Source organism: Paenisporosarcina indica (assembly GCF_001939075.1).
In the GTDB taxonomy this organism is placed as follows: Bacteria; Bacillota; Bacilli; order Bacillales_A; family Planococcaceae; genus Paenisporosarcina; species Paenisporosarcina indica.
Genome location: NZ_MPTA01000001.1, coordinates 396,519 through 419,238 on the forward strand (window position 1 = coordinate 396,519; position 22,720 = coordinate 419,238).

At 39.9% G+C, this 22,720-nt stretch carries 23 protein-coding genes; 22 read left to right on the forward strand and 1 reads right to left on the reverse strand.

What is annotated here, in order from left to right; translation table 11 throughout:
- Window positions 1–10 precede the first annotated feature (10 nt).
- The 11 genes from coaBC (at window position 11) to spoVM (ending at window position 11,617) form a co-directional block, all read left to right on the forward strand.
- On the forward strand, window positions 11–1,225 hold the full coding sequence (coaBC, locus tag GY23_RS01860) for a bifunctional phosphopantothenoylcysteine decarboxylase/phosphopantothenate--cysteine ligase CoaBC (RefSeq protein ID WP_075617507.1): 1,215 nt from the start codon (window positions 11–13) through the stop codon (window positions 1,223–1,225).
- Window positions 1,215–3,629 (forward strand): primosomal protein N', encoded by a 2,415-nt coding sequence (gene priA / locus GY23_RS01865; RefSeq protein ID WP_075617508.1) that lies wholly within the window; start codon window positions 1,215–1,217, stop codon window positions 3,627–3,629. Before coaBC ends, priA begins: the two co-directional genes overlap by 11 nt.
- Before the next feature lie 25 nt (window positions 3,630–3,654).
- Window positions 3,655–4,149: a peptide deformylase gene (gene def, locus GY23_RS01870; protein WP_075617509.1), complete on the forward strand. Its 495-nt coding sequence runs from the start codon at window positions 3,655–3,657 to the stop codon at window positions 4,147–4,149.
- Window positions 4,146–5,087 (forward strand): methionyl-tRNA formyltransferase, encoded by a 942-nt coding sequence (gene fmt, locus GY23_RS01875; RefSeq protein ID WP_075617510.1) that lies wholly within the window; start codon window positions 4,146–4,148, stop codon window positions 5,085–5,087. Before def ends, fmt begins: the two co-directional genes overlap by 4 nt.
- On the forward strand, window positions 5,084–6,439 hold the full coding sequence (rsmB, locus tag GY23_RS01880; RefSeq protein ID WP_075617511.1) for a 16S rRNA (cytosine(967)-C(5))-methyltransferase RsmB: 1,356 nt from the start codon (window positions 5,084–5,086) through the stop codon (window positions 6,437–6,439). Before fmt ends, rsmB begins: the two co-directional genes overlap by 4 nt.
- Before the next feature lie 126 nt (window positions 6,440–6,565).
- Window positions 6,566–7,315 (forward strand): Stp1/IreP family PP2C-type Ser/Thr phosphatase, encoded by a 750-nt coding sequence (locus GY23_RS01885; RefSeq protein ID WP_075617512.1) that lies wholly within the window; start codon window positions 6,566–6,568, stop codon window positions 7,313–7,315.
- A gap of 2 nt (window positions 7,316–7,317) precedes the next feature.
- Entirely contained in the window at window positions 7,318–9,264 is a 1,947-nt protein-coding gene (gene pknB, locus GY23_RS01890) for a Stk1 family PASTA domain-containing Ser/Thr kinase (protein ID WP_075617513.1), read from the forward strand.
- Between the two features lie 11 nt (window positions 9,265–9,275).
- Complete coding sequence (gene rsgA / locus GY23_RS01895) at window positions 9,276–10,157, forward strand: ribosome small subunit-dependent GTPase A (protein WP_075617514.1); 882 nt, start codon at window positions 9,276–9,278, stop codon at window positions 10,155–10,157.
- A 1-nt stretch (window position 10,158) separates the two neighbouring features.
- The gene (rpe, locus tag GY23_RS01900; RefSeq protein ID WP_075617515.1) at window positions 10,159–10,827 is read left to right on the forward strand and encodes a ribulose-phosphate 3-epimerase; all 669 of its coding nucleotides are present in this window, start codon (window positions 10,159–10,161) and stop codon (window positions 10,825–10,827) included.
- Window positions 10,824–11,480 carry a thiamine diphosphokinase gene (locus GY23_RS01905; RefSeq protein WP_075617516.1) on the forward strand — a complete coding sequence of 219 codons (657 nt, stop codon included), beginning with the start codon at window positions 10,824–10,826 and terminating at the stop codon, window positions 11,478–11,480. The genes rpe and GY23_RS01905 overlap by 4 nt, the downstream gene beginning before the upstream one ends.
- 14 nt (window positions 11,481–11,494) lie before the next feature.
- A complete protein-coding gene (gene spoVM / locus GY23_RS17760) occupies window positions 11,495–11,617 on the forward strand; it encodes a stage V sporulation protein SpoVM (RefSeq protein ID WP_084543934.1) in 123 nt (40 codons plus the stop codon).
- Window positions 11,618–11,653: 36 nt separating this feature from the next.
- Here the strand turns inward: spoVM and rpmB are convergent, their stop codons facing one another.
- Window positions 11,654–11,842 (reverse strand): 50S ribosomal protein L28, encoded by a 189-nt coding sequence (rpmB, locus tag GY23_RS01910; protein ID WP_075617517.1) that lies wholly within the window; start codon window positions 11,840–11,842, stop codon window positions 11,654–11,656.
- 225 nt (window positions 11,843–12,067) lie between these two features.
- Between rpmB and GY23_RS01915 the strand changes: the two genes are divergently transcribed.
- The 11 genes from GY23_RS01915 (at window position 12,068) to rnc (ending at window position 22,718) form a co-directional block, all read left to right on the forward strand.
- Window positions 12,068–12,430: an Asp23/Gls24 family envelope stress response protein gene (locus GY23_RS01915; protein ID WP_075617518.1), complete on the forward strand. Its 363-nt coding sequence runs from the start codon at window positions 12,068–12,070 to the stop codon at window positions 12,428–12,430.
- A gap of 16 nt (window positions 12,431–12,446) precedes the next feature.
- Window positions 12,447–14,114: a DAK2 domain-containing protein gene (locus GY23_RS01920; RefSeq protein ID WP_075617519.1), complete on the forward strand. Its 1,668-nt coding sequence runs from the start codon at window positions 12,447–12,449 to the stop codon at window positions 14,112–14,114.
- Window positions 14,115–14,543: 429 nt separating this feature from the next.
- Window positions 14,544–15,206: an L-serine ammonia-lyase, iron-sulfur-dependent subunit beta gene (gene sdaAB, locus GY23_RS01925; RefSeq protein WP_075617520.1), complete on the forward strand. Its 663-nt coding sequence runs from the start codon at window positions 14,544–14,546 to the stop codon at window positions 15,204–15,206.
- Window positions 15,207–15,218: 12 nt separating this feature from the next.
- The gene (sdaAA, locus tag GY23_RS01930) at window positions 15,219–16,115 is read left to right on the forward strand and encodes an L-serine ammonia-lyase, iron-sulfur-dependent, subunit alpha (RefSeq protein WP_075617521.1); all 897 of its coding nucleotides are present in this window, start codon (window positions 15,219–15,221) and stop codon (window positions 16,113–16,115) included.
- Window positions 16,108–18,156: an ATP-dependent DNA helicase RecG gene (gene recG, locus GY23_RS01935; protein ID WP_075617522.1), complete on the forward strand. Its 2,049-nt coding sequence runs from the start codon at window positions 16,108–16,110 to the stop codon at window positions 18,154–18,156. The genes sdaAA and recG overlap by 8 nt, the downstream gene beginning before the upstream one ends.
- Window positions 18,157–18,267: 111 nt before the next feature.
- A complete protein-coding gene (gene fapR, locus GY23_RS01940; RefSeq protein ID WP_075617523.1) occupies window positions 18,268–18,852 on the forward strand; it encodes a transcription factor FapR in 585 nt (194 codons plus the stop codon).
- Entirely contained in the window at window positions 18,849–19,838 is a 990-nt protein-coding gene (plsX, locus tag GY23_RS01945) for a phosphate acyltransferase PlsX (RefSeq protein WP_075617524.1), read from the forward strand. The genes fapR and plsX overlap by 4 nt, the downstream gene beginning before the upstream one ends.
- Window positions 19,835–20,779 (forward strand): ACP S-malonyltransferase, encoded by a 945-nt coding sequence (fabD, locus tag GY23_RS01950; protein WP_075617525.1) that lies wholly within the window; start codon window positions 19,835–19,837, stop codon window positions 20,777–20,779. The genes plsX and fabD overlap by 4 nt, the downstream gene beginning before the upstream one ends.
- Window positions 20,779–21,525 (forward strand): 3-oxoacyl-[acyl-carrier-protein] reductase, encoded by a 747-nt coding sequence (fabG, locus tag GY23_RS01955; protein WP_075617526.1) that lies wholly within the window; start codon window positions 20,779–20,781, stop codon window positions 21,523–21,525. The genes fabD and fabG overlap by 1 nt, the downstream gene beginning before the upstream one ends.
- A 57-nt stretch (window positions 21,526–21,582) precedes the next feature.
- Window positions 21,583–21,819: an acyl carrier protein gene (locus GY23_RS01960; protein WP_075617527.1), complete on the forward strand. Its 237-nt coding sequence runs from the start codon at window positions 21,583–21,585 to the stop codon at window positions 21,817–21,819.
- Between the two features lie 131 nt (window positions 21,820–21,950).
- Window positions 21,951–22,718 (forward strand): ribonuclease III, encoded by a 768-nt coding sequence (rnc, locus tag GY23_RS01965; protein WP_075617528.1) that lies wholly within the window; start codon window positions 21,951–21,953, stop codon window positions 22,716–22,718.
- The last annotated feature ends 2 nt before the right edge of the window (window positions 22,719–22,720 follow it).

Sequence of the window (22,720 nt, forward strand, 5' to 3'; positions counted from 1 at the left end):
AAGAATGTTCATGCTAGCAAACAAAAAAATCTTACTATGCGTATCAGGTGGAATTGCTGTTTATAAAGCAGTAGCCCTCGTTAGTAAATTGTCTCAAGCGGGAGCTGAAGTCAAAGTCATCATGACAGAATCTGCTACAAAGTTTGTACAGCCGCTGAGCTTTCAAGTGATGTCGCGAAACGATGTATATACCGATACTTTTGATGAAAAAAACTCAAAAGTCATTGCACATATCAATTTAGCTGATTGGGCCGATTTAGTTATTGTGGCACCTGCTACTGCCAATGTTATTGGGAAACTTGCCAATGGGATTGCAGATAATATGGTCACCACCACGCTTCTAGCAACCACTGCAAAAGTGTGGATTGCTCCAGCTATGAATGTACATATGTATGATCACCCTGCAGTTAAAAGGAATATTGAGACACTCGCAGGAGATGGTTATGAATTTATCGAACCGTCAGAAGGCTATTTAGCATGTGGATATGTTGGAAAAGGAAGACTTGAAGAACCCGAAAAGATAGTTGAATTAGTTACTTCATTTTTCGTTCCGAAACAATTGCCGCTAAAAGGAAAAAAAGTAGTAATTACAGCGGGACCCACTCGTGAACGAATCGATCCAGTACGATTTCTAACCAATTTTTCTTCCGGGAAAATGGGCTATGCACTTGCCGAAGCAGCACAAAAACTAGGTGCAGAAACCATTCTAGTGTCAGGTCCAGTTTCTCTTCCTGCACCTCAGGGAGTAAATGTGATTGAAGTTGAAAGTGCAGAAGAAATGTTGCAAACAGTACTACAACATTATGATCGCGCAGATATAGTGGTAAAAACGGCAGCTGTTGCTGACTATCGACCAAAAATAATGCATGATCAGAAAATAAAAAAACAAATTGGCGATTCTATACTCGAACTTGAGCGAACTACCGATATACTTTTAACGCTTGGTCAAAAGAAAACACATCAGCTATTAATTGGTTTCGCAGCAGAAACCAACGATGTCGAGACGTATGCAAAAGGAAAACTATCGAAGAAAAATGCAGATTACATTGTGGCAAATGATGTAACAAAAACCGATAGCGGTTTTGGAACGGATACTAATACGGTTACTTTATTTGGCAAAGAGAACTATTTACAGCACTTTGATAACATGTCAAAAAAAGAATTAGCGATTCAACTCTTCGAAACCATTCTGTCACATGAAAAGAGCTTGCAACATGTACGCTGAGGTCATTGTCGATGTTGCAGCATATCCAATTGATCGACCATTTGATTATTCGGTTCCAGCACCATTTCAGCCGTTAATTGAAAGTGGATGTCGAGTAAAAGTTCCTTTTGGTAATCGACAAGTCCTCGGATTTGTAACTGCTTTAAAAAATGAGACGGAAGTTCCTCTAGAGAAACAAAAACCAATTGGTGAACTTTTAGACATCCAACCGGCATTAACACAAGAATTGTTGGCTTTGACGAAGTGGATGAAACGGCATACGTTATGTTACGAGATTGATGCTCTACAAGTGATGTTGCCGTCTGCTTTGCGAGCGAAATATGAAAAAATCCTCCGAATTGTAGATAAAAGTGTTGTTCTTCCTCCTGCTGTACAAGCCTTATTTCAACAAAAGGAAAGTGTTGAGTTGCAAGCGGGCGAATCCAAAGAACTGCTTTCGACCATAAAAAGATTAATAAAAGAAGACGTATTGACTTTGGAAACGGCAGTAAAACAGAAGACGGCGATGAAAAAAGTAAGAATCGTTCAAATTGAATCTGATGTAAATCAATTACAAACAATCTATGAACAGGTTTCAAATCAAGCGAAGAAACAAAAAAATGTGGTCAACTGGATGATCGCTCACGCTGGGAAACGAATCGTTTCGACTGACTTGTTGAAGCAACTTAATATCTCAAATGCAATCTTGCAAGAGGTGATAAAAAAAGGTGCAGCAACAATAGAAATGGAAGAAGTTTACCGCGATCCATATGCCGATAGAACTATTAATACAACAAATAAACTAGCATTAACGAATGAACAAGATATCGCATTGAATGAAATCCTTCGTTCATACAATGCAAAAGAAGCAAAAACTTTTCTACTTCATGGCATCACAGGAAGTGGAAAAACTGAAATATATTTGCAAGCTATTGAACGTGTCATTCTTGATCAAAAAGAAGCAATTGTCCTAGTTCCGGAAATATCACTTACCCCTCAAATGACCAACCGCTTTAAAGAACGATTTGGCTCTCTTGTCGCTGTGTTACATAGTGGCTTATCAACTGGAGAAAAATACGATGAATGGCGTAAAATTAAGCGTGGTGAAGTTAATGTTGTGGTAGGTGCTCGATCAGCAGTTTTTGCGCCTTTTCAAAATATCGGTTTAATTATTTTGGACGAAGAACATGAGGGAACGTATAAACAAGATGATTCCCCTCGCTACCATGCTAGGGATATCGCGATTTGGAGAAGTGAGTACCATAAATGTCCCGTTATTTTAGGAAGTGCCACCCCATCACTTGAATCTTATGCACGTGCGAAAAAAGGGAACTATACATTACTAACACTTGAAAATCGGCCAAAACACCAAGCTCTTCCTGAAGTGTCAGTCGTTGACATGCGTGAGGAGTTGAAAAATGGCAACAGATCTATGTTTTCTATCGATTTAGCTGAAGCCATTAAACTTCGTCTGGACAGGCAGGAACAAATGGTATTGTTTTTAAATCGACGTGGGCACTCTTCTTTCGTCTTATGTAGAGACTGCGGCACCGTTGTGGAATGTCCTAACTGCGATATATCCATGACTTATCATCGACATAATGAACGGATTAAGTGTCATTACTGTGGGGAAGAATCTCAAGTGCCAACTATTTGCCCAGAATGTAAAAGTGAGCATATTCGGTTTTTTGGTACAGGGACTCAAAAAGTAGAGGAAGAGATTGCTCGGTTGTTTCCGACTGCACGCGTCCTCCGTATGGATGTCGACACCACACGCAAAAAAGGTGCACATGAACAAATATTGCAACAGTTTGGTGAAGGAAAAGCTGACATTTTGCTCGGGACTCAAATGATTGCCAAAGGGTTGGATTTCCCGAATATCACATTAGTTGGTGTCCTATCTGCGGATACAACCTTGCATTTAGCGGACTTTCGTGCGGCAGAGAAAACGTTTCAGTTACTGACTCAAGTAAGTGGACGTGCTGGTCGCCACGATAAAGAAGGTAAAGTAATTGTACAAACTTATACGCCAGAACATTATGCCATTCAATTTGCACAACATCATGATTTTGTGCCTTTTTACAATCAAGAAATGATGAATCGAAAACAGTTCGCCTACCCACCTTTTACGTATGTAGTGTTAATTCAATTTACACATGAAGATGTATTAATGACAGCAGAATATGCACATAAAGCTGCGAACTGGCTGCGTGGAAATTTATCGAGCGGGGCTGAAATAATTGGTCCGTCTGCTTCGTCGATCAGTCGCTTGCAAAATAGATATCGATATCAATGTTTGATAAAATATAAAAAAGAACCAGAGCTCCCGGAAATCTTACAACAATTAACTCGGATGTACCGAACAGATTGGATGAAAAAAGGGATTTTGATGTCGATTGATTTAAATCCATCGTCCATTATGTGAGCTGAAATGAAATGAGGTAATCCATATGACAATTAGAACCATCGTAAAAAACCCGAACGAAGTATTAAATAGGAAAACGAAGAAAGTAAATAAGTTTGATCAAAAGCTGACAACTTTATTAGAAGATATGTACGATACCATGATTGATGCGGATGGGATTGGAATCGCTGCACCACAAGTGGGTGTATCCCTTCGAGTGGCGATAGTGGACCTAGGTGAAGGTGAAGAAATTATTGAAATGGTCAACCCTGAAGTGCTCGAAACGGAAGGGTTGGAAGTTGAAGTTGAAGGGTGTCTTAGTTTCCCTGACCTGTATGGGGAAGTTGAACGTCCTTTTTATGTAAGAATAAAAGCACAGGAACGTGATGGAACATGGTACGAACTTGAGGCAGAGGATTATGAGGCAAGAGCCATTTTACATGAAATTGATCATTTGGATGGAATTCTATTTGATTCAAAAATAATTCGTGTAGTTGATCCATCTGAACTTGAACCTCAAGAGGAGGACGAATTAGTATGACCTCTTTAGTTTTTATGGGAACACCTGAATTTTCCGTGCCGATTCTTACCATGCTTCACGAAGAAGGATATGACATTTTAGCTGTTGTTACGCAACCAGACCGCCCCGTAGGACGCAAGAAAGTGTTAACGCCAACTCCAGTAAAAAAAGAAGCGTTGCGACTTGGATACCCGGTTTTACAACCAGAAAAATTACGTGGTTCACAACAACTAGATGAAATTTTATCTTTAAATCCTGACATCGTAATTACGGCTGCATTTGGACAGATACTTCCAAATGCAATATTGGAAGCACCTAAATTTGGCTGTTTAAATGTCCATGCGTCATTGCTTCCTGCATATCGAGGTGGAGCACCCATTCATCAGGCAGTGATTGACGGTCAAAATGAGACGGGTGTTACGATCATGTATATGGCTGAAAAATTAGATGCAGGTGATATCATTTCACAAAAAGCCATCTCAATTGAAGCGAACGACACAACGGGTAAACTTTTTGAGTCATTAAGCATCGTAGGACGTGACTTATTAAAAGAAACATTACCTTCGATCCTCAACCAAAGTAACGCACGAATTGTGCAAGATGAAAAACTTGTAACATTCGCACGCAATATTTCAAGAGAACAGGAGCGAATTGATTGGAATCAGTCTGCACAAGACATTTTCAATCAAGTTCGCGGTCTTAATCCATGGCCGGTTGCGTATACCACTCTCCAACAGCAAGCTGTTAAAGTTTGGTGGGGTCAACCAAGTGAACAACGTACAAATCAACCAATCGGGACTGTGGTTGAACTTAAGTCTGATCGAATTGTCGTGCAAACTGGCAATGAGCAAGCTTTTGAAATAACAGAATTACAGCCATCTGGAAAGAAAAAAATGTCTGCCGAGGAATTTCTGCGTGGTACTGGTTCGAAATTACAGATTGGGGATCAGTTTCAATGAATAGTAAATCATATAGAATGTGGAATGGGAATGTGCGGGATGCCGCATTATCCATTTTGATGGCAATTGAAAAGAGCCAAGCATATAGTAACTTGTTACTGCATCAAACAATTGAAAAGTATGATATTGAACCAAAAGATCGTGGGCTATTAACGGAAATCACGTATGGGACATTGCAACACAAAATGACCCTCGATTATTACTTACAACCTTTTATTAAAGGGAAACTGGATGATTGGGTTCGCCAATTACTACGACTTTCTCTTTACCAAATTCATTATCTAGATCGTATTCCTAATCATGCTGCAGTAAATGAAGCGGTGGAAATAACGAAAAAACGAAGCCATAAAGGGACAGCCGGCTTAGTGAATGGCATATTACGATCCATTTTACGAGAAGGTGTTCGCTCTACTGAAGACATTACTGATCCAATCGAGAGACTTTCGATTGAAGCCAGTCATCCACAATGGTTAATTGAGCGTTGGGTGAAACAATTCGGCTTTGAAAAAACAGCAACGATGGCTTTTGAAAATAATATCCCACCAGCACATACTTTGCGAGTGAACACAACGCGTATTGAAGTCCAAGAAGCCATTGATATGTTGTTGGATGAAGGAATTGTAGCCCATCAGAGCGAAATCATTCCTGAGTGTCTGCGCATTGAAAAGGGCCAAGTAGCCAAAACGAAAGCCTATCAATATGGTGCAGTGTCCATTCAAGATGAGAGTTCCATGATTCCAACGTATGCACTTCAAGTTGAACCTGGTCAACGAGTTTTAGACATGTGTGCAGCACCTGGCGGGAAGTCCATGCATATCGCGGAGAAATTGAATGGAGAAGGTTCTCTAGTATCAGTAGATCTTCACCCGCATAAAGTGAAGCTTATAGCAGATCAAGCCACGAGATTAGGGTTTAGTAATATCGAGACTCGTACATTTGATAGTAGAGAACTGACGAATGAATATGATGAGGAATCATTTGATCGAATTTTAGTAGATGCACCATGTAGTGGTTTGGGAGTTATTCGAAGAAAACCAGACATTAAGTATACAAAGAAACAAGAAGATTTTGCTTCCTTGCATAAAATTCAAAACCGTCTACTTGACGAAGCATACAAGCTGCTGAAACCAAATGGTTTGATTGTATACAGTACATGTACAATCGACGAAGTTGAAAATATCGGCACGGTTAACGCTTTTCTTGCCAATCATCCTGAAATGCAGCTAGAAAATTTAGATGTGTTGCCTGAAGCATTCCATCACTTAACAACAAATGGGATGGTCAATATATTCCCACAAGATTTCAACAGCGATGGATTTTTTGTTGCTGCGTTTCGAAAGAAAAGTCTTTAATATAGACTCCTGATTAATCTTTAGGTAGTAACAAACCGTCGTGAACACGGCTCTGATATTGATGTTGATGTGGTTTTCTGAGAATTTGAAACGAAGAAATGTCAACAAGAAACGGAGTGACAATTGATGAAGTACACCGTACTAAGTGATATTGGTCTAAAACGTTCGGTAAATGAAGATTGCGCGGCAATGTTCGTGCGATCTGATTTTGTCCGTTTAGGCGTAATTGCAGATGGAATGGGCGGACACAATGCAGGCGATATTGCGAGTGACATGGCCATTACTCAAATCGGGAAATATTTTGAAAGTGCAACCCCGGATCAATTCTATTCAGTAGAATCGATCAAACAATGGTTTTTAGAAGCGGTTAAAAAAATCAATAAATTAATTTTTACTTATTCATTAACACATGAAGATTGTCAAGGAATGGGTACGACGTTCTTAGCGGTGGTATTAACTGGCCAACAAAAAGTACTTTGTCACATTGGAGATAGTCGTGCTTACGAGTGGCACGAAGGAAAAATGAAACAACTAACAAAAGATCACTCATATGTAAACGTATTGGTAGATCACGGAGAAATAAGTGCAGAAGAAGCAGAACGTCATCCAAGAAAGAATTTAATCACAAAGGCATTAGGGACTGAGAAAAACATTGAACCGGACTTTATTTCATTAATTATACCTACATATTCTTATTTACTCTTATGTTCTGATGGTCTAAGTAATAAATTATCAATCGATGACATGACAAATATCTTGTCCTCCAATGACTCCGTTGATGAAAAAGGCACGCAGTTAGTTGGCCTTGCGAATGCAAAAGGTGGAGAAGATAACATCTCTCTTGTCTTAATTGCCAACATGAAAGAGGGGGTGTAGACATGCTCTTAGGTAAAAGAATTAGTGGACGATACAAAGTTCTTGAAATGATTGGCGGCGGGGGCATGTCAAATGTATACCTCGCACATGACATGATTCTCGATCGAGACGTAGCAATAAAAGTATTACGTTACGATTTCTCTAACGAAGACGATCTACATCGCAGATTCCAACGTGAAGCACTTTCGGCAACTAGTTTGACTCACCCAAACATCGTAAATATATTCGATGTAGGGGAAGACGGGGATTTGCACTATTTAGTGATGGAATATGTTGAAGGAAAAACACTGAAACATACGATTAATGATCATGCACCGTTGTCTCCCGAAGAGACAGTTGAAATCATGAAGCAGTTAACTTCTGCAATCGCACATGCACACCAAAATCAAATTATTCACCGTGATATTAAACCGCAAAACATACTGATGGAAGGTAAACATCATGTTAAAATTACGGATTTTGGAATCGCTATGGCGCTATCCGCAACGTCTTTTACACAAACAAACTCAGTTTTGGGAACTGTCCATTATTTATCCCCTGAACAAGCCCGAGGTGGTACTGCCACTAAAATGTCGGACATATATGCACTAGGTATTGTGTTGTTCGAATTGCTTACTGGAAAACTTCCTTTCTCTGGAGAATCGGCTGTCTCGATTGCACTGAAACATTTACAAACGGAAACACCTTCCGTTCGATCGATTATTCCTAGTATTCCACAGAGCCTGGAGAATGTTGTGATGAAAGCGACTGCGAAGGACCCAAGAAATCGCTATCAGTCAGTGGAGGAAATGCAACAGGATCTGCAAAATGTTCTGTCGGCAGGACGTGCAAATGAACAAGCGTTTATGATTTTTGATGATGATGCAACTAAAGCAATGCCAGTCATTAAAGAGGGAATTAGCTACGAGCAATTGGCTGAAACCAAAAAACTCCCAAAAGAATCCATTGCCCAGGTTCATTTACAAGAGGAAAAAAAGAAGAAGAAGAAATGGCCTTGGGTAGTTGGGATACTAACGGTGCTATTGCTGATTAGTTTATTTGTAATTATCGCCTTTCCGGGCATTTTTGGACCAAAACAAATAGAGATTCCAGACGTAGTCGATTTGCCGATTGATGAGGCAAAAGACAAAATAGAGGAATCAGGCTTTATGATAGGTGAAGAATCGGAAGAATCTTCTGAAGAAATTTTAGAGGGTCGAGTAATTCGCACTATTCCGAAATCCGGAAAAGTCCGTGATGAAGGAACTGAAATTAAGCTCTTTGTCTCGAGTGGGAAAGAGAGTATGGTGTTAGACAATTACGAAGGCAGAAACATTGATCAAGTGATGGATTTCTTGGCAACGCAAAACTTTAAATCGGTTAAGCCAACTGAGAAGTTTTCAGATGAACCTGTTGGAACAATTCTTTCACAAACACCAAGTGGTGGGACTGACATCATTCCTGATGAAACAGATCTACAATTTGTCGTAAGTAAAGGTCAAAAACTGAATACTGTCATTGATTTGACCGAGTACAATGAAAAAACACTAAACGATTATGCGAAAACATCTGGATTTAATATTCGGATCATCGGAGAAGAATTCGACAATACAGTGCAAGAAGGATTCGTCATTTCGCAATCTCCAGGTGCTGGAACGAAACTTTCACCAGGCAGCACAATTGATGTTGTATTATCTAAAGGGCAAGTTGATAAGCCGATTAAAACCTATTTCAAGACAGTCGAGATTCCTTATGAATTAGAAGACGCCAATATCGAACAGTTTGTTCAGATTTATATTGAGGACCGATCACATAAAGTCACTGAGCCTTTTGAAGAGTTTGTCATGACAGAATCAACATCTCGACAAATTAAGCTGGAAATTGAAGAAGGTCAAATAGGTGCGTTTCAAATTAGAGTAGACTCCAAGGTAATTGTGGACGAGACAGTTAAGTACGAGAATTTGAATTAGGGAGGTATTCGATGCCAAAAGGGCAAATACGTAAAGCACTTAGCGGCTTTTATTATGTTCAAGACGGTGAGAAATTTATTCAATGTAGAGGACGCGGTGTTTTTAGAAACCGAGGAATCAGCCCGCTTGTAGGAGACTTTGTCGACTACGAAGTGGAAGGTGGATCAGATGGGACGATTACGGTGGTACATGAAAGAAAAAATGCATTAATACGCCCACCAATTGCGAACATTGATCAAGCTTTGCTGGTGTTCTCATTAACTGAACCAGATTTCAATCCATTGCTGTTAGATCGTTTTCTTGTGGTATTGGAGTCTTTCCAAGTAGAGCCAATCATTTGTTTAACCAAAACAGATTTATTGTCTGAAGCACAGTTAGCAAAGATCCAACCCTTTTTAGATGATTACCAAGAAATTGGTTATCAAATGATTGAAACTTACAAAGATGACGGTGATTTAGTCGGTAAGCTTTCCCCACTATTGGAAGATAAGATTAGCGTTCTTGCCGGTCAATCTGGCGTAGGAAAATCGACGATGCTCAATACCGTATTGCCTGCATTAAACTTGAAAACCGGGGTAATATCAGAAGCACTAGGTCGTGGAAAACATACCACTCGACATGTTGAACTTGTTGAAGTATGCGGCGGTTTATTAGCCGATACACCGGGTTTCAGTTCTTTTGATTTTGATGAAATCGAAAAAGAAGAACTATCAGAGTGTTTTCCTGAATTTCGTGAAGCCTCAAAGCGTTGTAAGTTTAGAGAATGTTTACACATTAGCGAACCGAAATGTGCGGTCCTCGCTGATGTCGAATCAGGTAAAATCAAGGGGTATCGCTACAAGCATTATGTGAAGTTTTTAGAAGAAATTAATGACCGAAAGCCGAGGTACTGACATGATTAAAATTGCTCCATCTATTTTAGCTGCCAATTTTTCTAAACTGGCTGAAGAAGTACGAGAGGTCGAACAAGCTGGTGCTGAATTAATTCATATTGATGTGATGGACGGACATTTTGTACCAAATATCACAATGGGACCGATTGTAGTCGAAGCGTTACGTCCTGTAACGAATCTCCCTCTAGATGTCCATTTAATGATTGAACAGCCAGATCAGTATATAGAGTCGTTTGCAAATGCTGGAGCTGACTACATTACGGTTCACGTGGAAGCATGTCCACATCTTCATCGCACCATTCAATTGATCCGTTCATTTGGGGTGAAACCAGGAGTTGTATTAAATCCCCATACACCGATAGAATCCATCCAACATGTTCTAGAAGACATTGACATGGTGTTGTTTATGACGGTTAATCCAGGGTTCGGTGGACAAAAATTCATTCATTCTGTTGTTCCGAAAGTGAAACAGCTTTCAACGATTATTAAAGCAAAAGGCTTGAATATTGAAATTGAAATCGATGGTGGCATTAATGCAGAAACCATTATACCTTGTGCAGAAGCGGGAGCAACCATTTTCGTGGCAGGATCAGCGATTTTTAACCAAAATGATCGTTCTAAAGCTCTGCAAGATATTAAAGAAGCGGGCGAACGAGCGATACGAGGATGAGTACAGTTGTCATTTGTGGTGGTGGCCCAATTTCAGAAGTTGCGAACCTCGAGCCTTACAAATCAAATGGTGATGTTGTCTTTATTGGGGCTGATAAAGGTTCTATGCATTTACTAGACCTTGGAATAATTCCAGATATTGCAGTGGGTGATTTTGACTCGTTGTCTGCAGAAGAATTTTCGGTTTTATTGAAGCAAGTGCCAGTTGTGAATGTTGCTCCTGCAGAAAAAGACGAGACTGATACAGATTTAGCACTCAGTCAAGCAGTTGATTACCATCCACAGCATATCCTTCTTACTGGTGTTACTGGCAGACGATTAGATCATTATATGGCTGTACTTAACAGTCTTTATAGATTTCAAAAGGACAATCCAGACATTCAATTCAAGATCATGAATAAATGGAATGAAATGCTGTTACTTTCACCGGGAATAACCGTTTTGCCCAAACATGAACACTTTCCTTTCGTGTCATTCTTCGCCTTACAAGGAACGATTGAACAAGTAACCTTAATGGGTATGAAATACAATGTAGACCATGAAACAATCGAAATTGGTAACTCGCGCTTTACAAGTAACGAAGTATTAAGTGAACAAGGGTCTATCTCCTTTTCGTCTGGCATATGTTTATTAGTACGTAGCTCAGATCAATAAGAAAGGGTGAAGGCATGAGAGTATATACGTTTAGATTACCAAAAATGGTAAGTGGGTTTGCAAGATTTTGTATTGGGTTGGTTTCTAAAGAAGGAAAATCGAACAAAAGGAACGGGAACGAAAAAATGCCAGACTGACAATTGTCAGTCTGGCATTACTTATGAGCACGAGAATTAAACGCGCTCAACTTTTCCTGATTTCAATGCTCGCGCAGAAACCCAAACACGTTTTGGAGAACCGTTTACAAGAATACGAACTTTTTGTAGGTTTGCTCCCCAAGTACGTTTTGTTGAGTTCATTGCGTGAGAACGAGCGTTACCAGCACGAGCTTTACGCCCTGAAATTACACATACTTTTGGCATACTATTTCCTCCTCAAAAAGAAGCTGAAAGAATTTTTTCAGTTCGATATTTCATACTTTAATAATTTAACACATAGCAGGTCTCATTGCAATACCAATTCAATCCTCTTTCAAGATAAAAGCCTTTACAGACAAATATGATGAATGTTAACGTATTCTTTTAATCCTGCTAATTGTATAGTACAATAAAGGGTAGTCAAAAAGGACTTACAAGGAGGCATTCACTATGTCAATTGAATTGAAAAATGAATTTGGTCAAATAGATATTTCAAATGATGTCGTTGCCCAAATTGCAGGTGGAGCGGCGATTGAATGTTATGGAATAGTTGGAATGGCATCTAAACATCAAATTCGAGATGGACTAACTGATATTTTACGTAAAGAAAATTTCGCTCGAGGTGTACTCGTACGCCAACAAGGTGAGGATCTACACATAGATATGTACATAATTATTAGCTATGGTACAAAAGTTTCGGAAGTGGCTTATCAAGTTCAATCAAAAGTGAAATACACTCTAAATAAAACACTAGGACTTGCAGTTAAATCAGTAAATATATATGTTCAAGGAGTTCGTGTTACGAACCCATAAGAGGAGGAAGTAGGATATGAAGTCTTTAGACGGAATTCAATTTGCAGAAATGGTGAAGATGGGTGCCCATCATCTCTTTCAGAATGCAGATTATGTGGATGCGCTAAATGTCTTTCCTGTTCCCGATGGTGACACAGGGACGAACATGAACTTGTCGATGTCTTCTGGTGCAAAAGAAACAGAAGCAAACGCAGTTGCTCATATTGGAAAAACAGCACAAGCACTTTCAAAAGGATTATTAATGGGGGCACGTGGAAACTCTGGCGTTATTTTGTCTCAACTTTTCCGTGGATTCGGGAAAGACATTGAAACTAAATCCACATTGACAGCGAAAGAGTTCGCGCATGCATTACAATACGGTGTTGATATGGCTTATAAAGCGGTGATGAAGCCGGTCGAAGGCACAATTCTTACTGTTGCGAAAGACTCAGCCAAAAAAGCTGTGGAAATCGCAGAAAACCAAAATGATGTCATTATCGTCATGGAAGAATTGCTTAAAGAAGCAAAAGCCTCACTGGCTCGTACACCAGATTTACTACCGGTCCTAAAAGAAGTGGGAGTGGTAGATTCTGGCGGACAAGGACTTGTGTTCGTTTACGAAGGGTTTATCGCTTCGATGAAAGGTGAGAAACTACCCGAAAAGACAGCTGCTTATTCAATGGATGATTTAGTCAATGCTGAACACCATACGAATGTTCAAGGGTTTATGGATACTTCTGATATCGAATTTGGCTATTGTACAGAATTCATGGTAAAGTTTTTGCCGGAGAAATTAGCTGAGAATCCATTCAATGAAACGGACTTCCGTGAAGGATTAAGTCAATTTGGAGATTCATTACTTGTTATTTCAGATGACGAAATTGCCAAGGTACATATTCACTCAGAACAACCAGGTGAATGTTTAGGATATGGACAAAAATTCGGGGATCTGATCAAAATAAAAATTGAAAACATGCGTCAGCAACATGCTGAAATTGTTGGAGACGGTTATAAAAAAGCTGCTCCAACGCCTGCTCCTGCCAAAAAACACCCATATGCAGTTGTAACAGTTGCAATGGGCGAAGGAATTTCAGCACTACTTAAAAGTGTTGGAGCCAGTGCGGTAATAGAGGGTGGGCAAACCATGAACCCATCGACAGAAGATATCGTTAAGGCGATTGAGTCTGTTGGAGCTGAAAAAGTGCTTATTTTACCAAACAATAAAAACATTATCATGGCAGCTGAACAAGCCGCAGAAGTAATGGGAATTGAAGCAGCTGTGGTACCAACGAAAACTGTACCTCAAGGTATGGCGGCGATTTTGGCATTTAACCCTGAAGCTTCAGTGGAAGACAACAAAGTCAATATGACAAAGGCTTTTGCCCATGTGAAAACAGGACAAGTAACGTATGCAGTTCGTGATACATCAATTGACGGTGTCGAAATTCAAAAAGACGACTTCATGGCAATAGCTGAAGGTAAGATTATTCTGGCAACAACCTCACTTGACGAAGTTGCAAAATCATTAATCAATGAATTAGTTGACGAAGATTCAGAAATTATTACGCTAATATTCGGACAAGATGTAACTGAATCAGATGCAAATGAACTTGCTGCATTTGTTGAAGAAAACTACAGCCATGCTGATGTAGAAGTCTATAATGGAAAACAACCGTTGTATCCATACATCATCTCAGTAGAATAAGAAAAAAACAGTGAATCGTTACGATTCACTGTTTTTTTTAGAAAGAGTAATGAAAGCGAATTCATTGTTACCCATTACTTTTGTAAACTATGTTATATTTCATTTTGGTTATTACTTATTAATGGATATGGCGCAAAACTGCGGAGTAACAAAATCCACTTCTGTTTCTGTATCGCTAAACTAGCTACGAAACATGAAAGTGCGTTGCATCACTAGGCTGCGGGATAGCGTGGCAGTTGAGACCCCGCAAGAACTCAATGGAACGAAGTCTAAAAGCACCACATCTTGTGGCAAAGCCTTCGTGACCAACATCCTGTTTTCCCAAGTAGTTTTGTGAAATAACAGCAGTTGGATATATCATTGTCTTTGTTTAAAGCTAGTGAGTGTTATAATATATAGAAAGAAATTTGAATCAAAGGGGTTATCAAAATGAAGTTCAAATCAGTTTTTGATATTATTGGTCCAGTAATGATTGGACCTTCATCATCACATACAGCAGGTGCAGCAAGAATTGGTCTTGTCACACGTGAATTATTTGGAAGACAACCAAAGTGGGCGAAAGTCTATTTGTATGGATCATTTGCTGAAACATACAAAGGTCATGGTACAGATATCGCGATTATTGGTGGTTTACTTGGTTTTGATACATTTGATGAACGAATCAAAACTTCTTTTGAACTCGCGAAGGAAGCGAGCATGACATATGAATTTATTCCCGAAAACGGTCACACGGAACATCCCAACACGGCTAGACTCGTAATTGGTGACGATGCAGGAGAAATGGAACTTATTGGCGTTTCTATCGGCGGCGGGAAAATTGAAATCAGTGAATTAAATGGATTCCCTCTGCGATTATCAGGGAATCATTCTGCTATATTAGTTGTTCACGATGATATGCCAGGTAGCATAGCCAAAGTCGCAACCTGTCTAGCGGAACAAAACATTAATATTGGGCATATGGAAGTATCTCGAAAAGAACAAGGCCAAATGGCTTTAATGGTAATCGAGGTTGATCAACCGATTGAAGATCAAGTTATAAAAGAAATCGCGATGTTGCCATATATTACACAAGTAACCAAAATAGCAGATTGAGGAGGTATTAATATGAAAGTATTATTTCGTAATGTAAAAGAACTAGTAGAATTAGCTTCTACTGAAAATAAATTGATTTCTGAGTTGATGATTGAACAAGAAATGTTAGTTACTAGAAGAACGCGTGAAGATATAATGAATCAAATGGATAGAAACTTAACTGTAATGGAACAAGCTGTAGAAAAGGGGTTGAAAGGTGTTCATTCAACATCTGGTTTAACAGGTGGAGATGCTGTACTTCTTCAAGATTACATGAAAAAAGGCAACACACTTTCAGGGAACCTTTTAATTGATGCAGTCAGTAAAGCGGTTGCAACGAATGAAGTAAACGCAGCGATGGGAACAATCTGTGCAACGCCAACTGCCGGTTCTGCTGGTGTTGTGCCAGGAACATTATTTGCTGTTCAAAATCAACTTCATCCAACACGTGAACAAATGATTCGCTATTTATTTACATCTGGTGCATTTGGGTTTGTAGTAGCAAACAATGCGTCGATTTCAGGTGCTGCAGGTGGATGCCAAGCTGAAGTTGGTTCTGCTGCTGCAATGGCTGCAGCTGCCATTGTTGAAATGGCTGGAGGTACTCCTCAGCAAAGTTCGGAGGCATTTGCCATCACCATGAAGAATATGCTTGGACTTGTCTGTGACCCTGTTGCTGGATTAGTAGAAGTACCTTGCGTGAAACGAAATGCAATGGGTGCTGCAAATGCATTAGTAGCTGCAGATATGGCATTGGCAGGTGTAACGAGTCGTATTCCATGTGACGAAGTGATTGATGCGATGTTCAAAATTGGCCAATCCATGCCAACAGCTTTGAAAGAAACCGCACAGGGTGGATTAGCGGCGACGCCAACAGGAAGAGCACTAGCAGAGAGAATTTTTGGTGCTGACTTTGTAAAAGGTGTCTAACAAAACTCTACAGGCCGTGAGCAACTTAAAAGGCATTGGTGGCGAAACGGAAAAATCACTGGCAGAAATGGGTATTGCGACATTACATGATTTGGTCATGACATTTCCTTATCGTCATGAAGATTTCCGATTAAAAAATATAGTAGAAACACCGCATAATGAACGTATCACAGTGGAGGGAAGGGTCGAAAGTGAGCCTTCCGTTCTTTTTTTAGGGAAAAATAAATCCCGTATGCAATTTCATTTACTCGTAGGTCCCCATTTAATAAAAGCAGTCTTTTTTAACCAAGCCTATTTAAAAAACAAGATTACGAGTGGGCAGACAATCACGGTTACCGGTAAATGGGATCGCGGTAGACAAGCAATCAGTGTAACTCACTATTCCCCAGGTCCAAAAACAGATAATGTGGATTTTGAACCGATGTATAGTTTAAAAGGGAATTTAAATCAAAAAAAGTTTCGTAAGTTTATGCATCAAGCCCTGCAAGAAGTTGGAGACGATCTAGAAGAATTCTTACCACTAAACATAAGAGAAATATATAGGTTATTACCCGTAAAAGAAGCCCTTGAAGGGGTTCATTTTCCGAAAGATGCTGACCATGTCAAACAAGCAAGAAGACGCTTTGTTTACGAAGAATTACTGTTATTTCAATTAAAGATGCAAGCGATTAAAAAAGTTCGCAAAGAACAAAACCGAGGCATCTCGATCGCTTACGACATAAACAAACTAAAAGATATGATTGGCACGCTACCCTATGAGCTAACAGCAGCTCAAAAACGAGTGGTCAATGAAATTTGTAAAGATTTAAGAGAACCCCACAGAATGAATCGTTTGCTTCAAGGAGATGTTGGATCAGGTAAAACAGTCGTAGCGGCTATTGGACTTTATGCTGTCATTACTGCTGGTTTCCAAGGGGCGTTGATGGCTCCAACAGAGATTTTGGCAGAACAACACGCAGCCTCACTGCATGATTGGTTAGCCCCACTCGGTATTCGCATGGCCCTATTGACGGGTTCAACTAAAACGAAAGCAAGGCGAATTCTGCTGGAACAACTAGCAAATGGCGAAGTGGACTTGCTGATTGGTACGCATGCACTCATACAACCGGATGTTGAGTTTAAACAATTGGGTCTTGTCATTACGGATGAACAGCATCGTTTTGGCGTTGAACAACGACGGGTGTTACGAGACAAAGGCATGAGTCCGGATGTCTTGTTTATGACTGCGACGCCAATTCCTAGAACGCTTGCGATTACGGCATTTGGTGAAATGGATGTATCGATTATTGACGAAATGCCTGCTGGAAGAAAAGAAATAGAAACTCATTGGGTCAAAAAAGAGTTATTTAATCAAACAATTAATCGTATGGTGATGGAACTTCAAGCCGGCAAACAAGCCTATGTCATCTGCCCGCTCATTGAAGAATCAGAAAAACTGGACGTTCAAAATGCTGTCGATGTCTATGAACAATTAACGACGATTTTTCATCAACAGTTCAAAGTCGGGCTGATGCACGGCCGTTTGCATTCAACCGAAAAAGATGAGGTAATGCGTGCATTTAGTGAAGGACACGTTCAAGTATTGGTCTCCACAACTGTAGTTGAAGTAGGTGTGAATGTGCCAAATGCGACGTTTATGGTCATTTACGATGCCGAAAGGTTTGGCTTAGCACAACTACATCAACTACGGGGACGCGTTGGACGTGGCTCTGACCAATCCTATTGTATTTTGCTTGCCGATCCGAAGTCGGAAGAAGGAAAAGAACGTATGATGTCGATGGTCGAAACGAATGATGGCTTTAAACTGGCTGAAAAAGATTTGGAACTTAGAGGTCCCGGGGACTTTTTTGGACGCAAACAAAGTGGTGTGCCAGAGTTTAAAATGGCGGACTTGGTTCATGACTACAGAGCTTTAGAAACAGCGAGACAGGACGCTGAAAAATATATTGCTTCCAGAGAATTTTGGACAAGTGACGAGACAAAATGTTTACGCACATACTTAGAACAATCTGGTGCTTTAGATGGTGATCGTATTGATTAATTGTTTGCTAGCTTCAGAAGAATGCAAGGGTCTTTAAACAATCCTTGCATTCTTTTTGTTGTATTTATATACTGATATTAGTACCAAGTGCTAATATTGGACGGTGAACTTATGAAACGCACAAAAAAAGAACGTCAACAATTATTAATAACGACCATAACAAATAATCCTTTTATTACAGATGAAGATCTAGCGAATGAGTTTGCTGTTAGTGTGCAAACGATTCGATTGGACAGATTAGAACTTTCGATACCGGAACTACGAGAACGGATTAAACATGTGGCTTCTAAGACATTTGAAGATGAAGTACGTTCGCTACCAATAAATGAAGTCATTGGAGAAATAGTAGACATTGAACTTGATAAACGAGCAATTTCTATATTGGACGTAAAATCAACACATATATTTAAACGCAATCAGATTGCCCGGGGGCATCATTTATTTGCGCAAGCAAATTCTCTAGCAGTAGCGGTCATCAATGATGAACTTGCGTTGACGGCAAAATCTAATTTAACGTTTGTAAAACCTGTTAAACTGGGTGACCGTGTAATAGCAAAAGCTATGGTAAAACGAAGAGATTCAGAAAAAAATCGCACATTTGTAGAAGTCATCTCAACTGTTGAAAACGAGGTTGTTTTTGAAGGTCAGTTTGAAATGTATCGGACAAATGAGTCAAGTAAAGGTGATTCGAAATGAAAATCGCAGTAGATGCAATGGGTGGGGACAACGCACCGAAAGAAATCGTAGAAGGTGTTTTCCAAGCACTGGACCAATTTGAAGATATACATATTCTTTTATATGGCATTGAGGAAAAAGTAAAACCCTTTCTAAAAAAACATGATCGCTTAACTTTCATCCCTACAACTGAAAAAATCGAATCTGAGGATGAACCAGTACGAGCAATTCGCCGCAAGAAAGACGCTTCAATGGTGCGAATGGCTGAAGCAGTAAAAAATAAAGAAGCAGATGCATGCGTATCTGCGGGAAATACTGGGGCGCTGATGGCGGCAGGGCTTTTCATTGTTGGTCGCATTGATGGAATTGACCGTCCTGCACTAGCACCGACATTACCTACAATCGATGGTCAAGGCTTTGTCATGCTAGATTTGGGTGCAAACTCAGATGCCAAACCTGAACATTTAGTGCAATTTGGCATTATGGGTAGTATATACGCAGCCAAAGTGCGAGGTATTGAAAATCCACGTGTAGGTTTACTAAACATCGGTACAGAAGAAATGAAAGGCAATGACTTAACGAAAGCGGCCTTTGCACTATTAAAAGATGCACCAATTAATTTCATCGGAAATGTGGAATCGCGTGATTTGTTATTGGGAGTAGCAGACGTTGTGGTAACCGACGGCTTTACTGGCAATATGGTGCTTAAAACAATTGAAGGAACTGCATCAAGTATCTTTAGTCTGTTAAAAGAAGCATTTATGTCATCCACTAAATCAAAAATATCTGCATATCTTGTAAAAGACAATTTACGCTCATTAAAAAATAAAATGGATTATACCGAGTACGGTGGCGCTGGCTTATTCGGTCTTAAAGCACCTGTAATTAAAGCACATGGTTCATCCAACGCAAATGCAGTGATGAATGCCATCCGACAAGCGCGAACAATGGTGGAATACGATGTAAGCGGTACAATTCATACAACAATCGCAGGAGGTAAACAATGACGAAAATTGCATTTATATTTCCAGGACAAGGCTCGCAAGCAGTCGGGATGGGAGCGGAACTTGTTCAAATAAATGAAGGCAATAAAGCTTTCTATGTTAAAGCGGATGAGAAACTAGGGTTTGCGTTATCAACGCTTATGTTAGAAGGTCCAGCTGAAGAGTTGACATATACATATAATGCCCAGCCAGCACTTTTAACGACTAGCACCATGGTTTCAGAACTTTTACAAGCTGCCGATGTTAAACCTGATTACACCATTGGCCATAGTTTAGGAGAATATTCCGCTTTAGTTGCCTCGGGTGTACTGGCATTTGAAGATGGTGTGCAAATTGTGCATGAACGCGGCTTATTCATGAATGAAGCCGTTCCTGCGGGTCTAGGTGCGATGGCTGCAATTTTAGGATTAGATGCGGAAGCATTGAAGGCAGTAACAGACCTAGTTACTGAACAAGGCGATGTCGTTCAATTAGCAAACTTGAATTGTCCGGGACAAATCGTTATTTCCGGAACGCAGTCAGGCGTTGAAAAAGCTAGTGAGAAAGCAAAAGAAGCGGGTGCCAAACGTGCAATTCCTTTAGTGGTTAGTGGTCCTTTCCATTCAGAATTAATGCGTCCTGCAGCATCCCATCTTGAAAAAGCACTAAACAAACTGGCTATGCACAACACAGATGTACCAGTTATCTCAAACGTGACAGCTAGCCCAGTTACGAACGCAGAAGAGATGAAAGAGTTGCTAGTTCAACAATTGTATTCACCTGTGCGCTTTGAAGAATCAATTCGTGCATTACTCGCACTAGGGGTGGATACATTTATTGAATGTGGTCCTGGTAAAGTATTGAGTGGATTGGTGAAGAAAATTGATCGTTCAGCACGTATTTATGCGGCTTACGATCAAGCATCTATTGCACAAGTGATCGAAGCATCAAGGGAGTGGTCATAATGGGAAAACTTAACGGCAAAACAGCAATCGTTACAGGTGCTTCACGTGGAATCGGAGCGGAAATTGCAAAATATCTAGCAAAAGAAGGCGCCCGTGTGATTGTGAATTATAGTGGCAGCCAATCGAAAGCGGAAGAAGTCGTGAAAGAAATTGAAGCTTTCGGTGGTGAGGCACTTGCAGTTCAAGCAAGTGTAAGTGATGCAGATAGTGTAACCGCATTGATTTCAGCAACCATGGAACATTTCGGAAGCATTGATATTTTGGTTAACAATGCGGGGATTACACGTGATAATTTAATCATGCGGATGAAAGAAAACGAATGGGACGATGTCATCAATACGAACCTTAAAGGCGTTTTCTTGTGTACAAAAGCTGTTACAAGACAAATGATGAAACAACGTGCTGGCCGTATCGTGAACATCGCATCTATTGTAGGAGTTTCTGGAAATGCAGGGCAAGCCAACTATGTGGCTGCGAAAGCTGGGGTTATTGGCTTAACGAAAACTACTGCAAAAGAATTGGCTAGTCGTAATATTAATGTAAATGCGATTGCACCTGGCTTCATTTCAACTGAAATGACTGCAGACTTGCCTGAAGAAGTGAAAGCACAAATGTTGACACAAATACCTTTGGCGAAACTTGGAAACCCTGAAGATGTTGCAAAAGCTGTTATATTTTTAGCTTCGGATGATTCAAATTACATTACGGGACAAACACTTCATGTCGATGGTGGCATGGTCATGTAATTACCCCTACCCAGTAGGCTTAGTTTTTTGTATAATCATTGAGGGGAGGTGACTTAATTGACAACAGTAGTAGAACGTGTAACTAAAGTAGTCGTCGACCGCCTCGGCGTAGACGAAAGTGAAGTGAAATTGGAAGCTTCTTTCCGTGATGATCTTGGTGCTGATTCTCTTGACGTTGTTGAACTTGTTATGGAATTTGAGGATGAGTTTGACATGGAGATTTCGGATGAGGATGCTGAAAAAATTGGTACTGTAGGAGATGCAGTAACATATATTGAAAGCAAACAAGGATAAGTAATTATTCCTGTTCGAGACGCGTTAGACATTCTTCTTGAATCGTCTATCGCGTCTCTATTTCTTTTTGCACAATGTACCACAAACAGGTAAACTAAAACGTAGAAACTAATGGAGGGCAGATTATATAGATGAACGGTAAACGAAAAGGAACATCTCAAAAAAACGGTACATTTTCAGATTCGGTTAAACAAATATTTATCCTGCTACAGCAAGAATTAAATATTCAATTTGTGAATCAGGAACTTCTTTATCAAGCATTTACCCATTCATCTTATGTGAATGAGCATCGTCGGAAATTTTACAAGGACAATGAGCGACTAGAGTTTTTAGGTGACGCAGTTCTTGAACTGTCCGTTTCTCAATACTTATTTCAAAAGTTTAGTTTAATGAGCGAAGGTGAATTGACAAAGTTACGTGCGGCAATCGTATGTGAACCCTCACTCGTGTTATTTGCTAATGAACTAAACTTTGGGAAATATGTCCTTTTAGGTAAGGGAGAAGAGGTTACAGGAGGAAGAGAACGACCTGCACTTCTTGCAGATGTCTTTGAATCTTTTATTGGCGCACTTTATTTAGATCAAGGTTTACAACCTGTTGTAGCCTTTTTAGAACAAGTGGTCTTTCCTAAAATCGAGATCGGTGCTTTTTCGCATGTGATGGATTATAAGAGTCAGTTGCAAGAAATAGTTCAGCAAATGAATAATGGATCGTTACAGTATGAAATTGTTGAAGAAAAAGGGCCAGCCCACAACCGCACTTTTGTCTCGAGTGTCCGACTTGGAAACGACGAACTAGGTGAAGGAAATGGCAAGTCCAAAAAAGAAGCAGAACAAAAAGCGGCCCAAGTAGCAATTAATCGCCTTCAAGGGCAAGTGGCAAGCAGACAGGAGGGCTAATT

Excerpts from the sequence above, each read along its gene's own strand:
- GY23_RS01915 (WP_075617518.1), top strand. The coding sequence starts at position 12,068 with ATGTCAATTGAATTGAAAAATGAATTTGGTCAAATAGATATTTCAAAT.
- fabG (WP_075617526.1), top strand. The coding sequence starts at position 20,779 with ATGGGAAAACTTAACGGCAAAACAGCAATCGTTACAGGTGCTTCACGT.
- fabD (WP_075617525.1), top strand. The coding sequence starts at position 19,835 with ATGACGAAAATTGCATTTATATTTCCAGGACAAGGCTCGCAAGCAGTC.
- plsX (WP_075617524.1), top strand. The coding sequence starts at position 18,849 with ATGAAAATCGCAGTAGATGCAATGGGTGGGGACAACGCACCGAAAGAA.
- pknB (WP_075617513.1), top strand. The coding sequence starts at position 7,318 with ATGCTCTTAGGTAAAAGAATTAGTGGACGATACAAAGTTCTTGAAATG.
- GY23_RS01920 (WP_075617519.1), top strand. The coding sequence starts at position 12,447 with ATGAAGTCTTTAGACGGAATTCAATTTGCAGAAATGGTGAAGATGGGT.
- spoVM (WP_084543934.1), top strand. The coding sequence starts at position 11,495 with ATGAGAGTATATACGTTTAGATTACCAAAAATGGTAAGTGGGTTTGCA.
- rnc (WP_075617528.1), top strand. The coding sequence starts at position 21,951 with ATGAACGGTAAACGAAAAGGAACATCTCAAAAAAACGGTACATTTTCA.
- rpe (WP_075617515.1), top strand. The coding sequence starts at position 10,159 with ATGATTAAAATTGCTCCATCTATTTTAGCTGCCAATTTTTCTAAACTG.
- rpmB (WP_075617517.1), bottom strand. The coding sequence starts at position 11,842 with ATGCCAAAAGTATGTGTAATTTCAGGGCGTAAAGCTCGTGCTGGTAAC.
- def (WP_075617509.1), top strand. The coding sequence starts at position 3,655 with ATGACAATTAGAACCATCGTAAAAAACCCGAACGAAGTATTAAATAGG.
- sdaAB (WP_075617520.1), top strand. The coding sequence starts at position 14,544 with ATGAAGTTCAAATCAGTTTTTGATATTATTGGTCCAGTAATGATTGGA.
- sdaAA (WP_075617521.1), top strand. The coding sequence starts at position 15,219 with ATGAAAGTATTATTTCGTAATGTAAAAGAACTAGTAGAATTAGCTTCT.
- rsgA (WP_075617514.1), top strand. The coding sequence starts at position 9,276 with ATGCCAAAAGGGCAAATACGTAAAGCACTTAGCGGCTTTTATTATGTT.
- fapR (WP_075617523.1), top strand. The coding sequence starts at position 18,268 with ATGAAACGCACAAAAAAAGAACGTCAACAATTATTAATAACGACCATA.
- GY23_RS01905 (WP_075617516.1), top strand. The coding sequence starts at position 10,824 with ATGAGTACAGTTGTCATTTGTGGTGGTGGCCCAATTTCAGAAGTTGCG.
- rsmB (WP_075617511.1), top strand. The coding sequence starts at position 5,084 with ATGAATAGTAAATCATATAGAATGTGGAATGGGAATGTGCGGGATGCC.
- fmt (WP_075617510.1), top strand. The coding sequence starts at position 4,146 with ATGACCTCTTTAGTTTTTATGGGAACACCTGAATTTTCCGTGCCGATT.
- priA (WP_075617508.1), top strand. The coding sequence starts at position 1,215 with ATGTACGCTGAGGTCATTGTCGATGTTGCAGCATATCCAATTGATCGA.
- GY23_RS01885 (WP_075617512.1), top strand. The coding sequence starts at position 6,566 with ATGAAGTACACCGTACTAAGTGATATTGGTCTAAAACGTTCGGTAAAT.
- coaBC (WP_075617507.1), top strand. The coding sequence starts at position 11 with ATGCTAGCAAACAAAAAAATCTTACTATGCGTATCAGGTGGAATTGCT.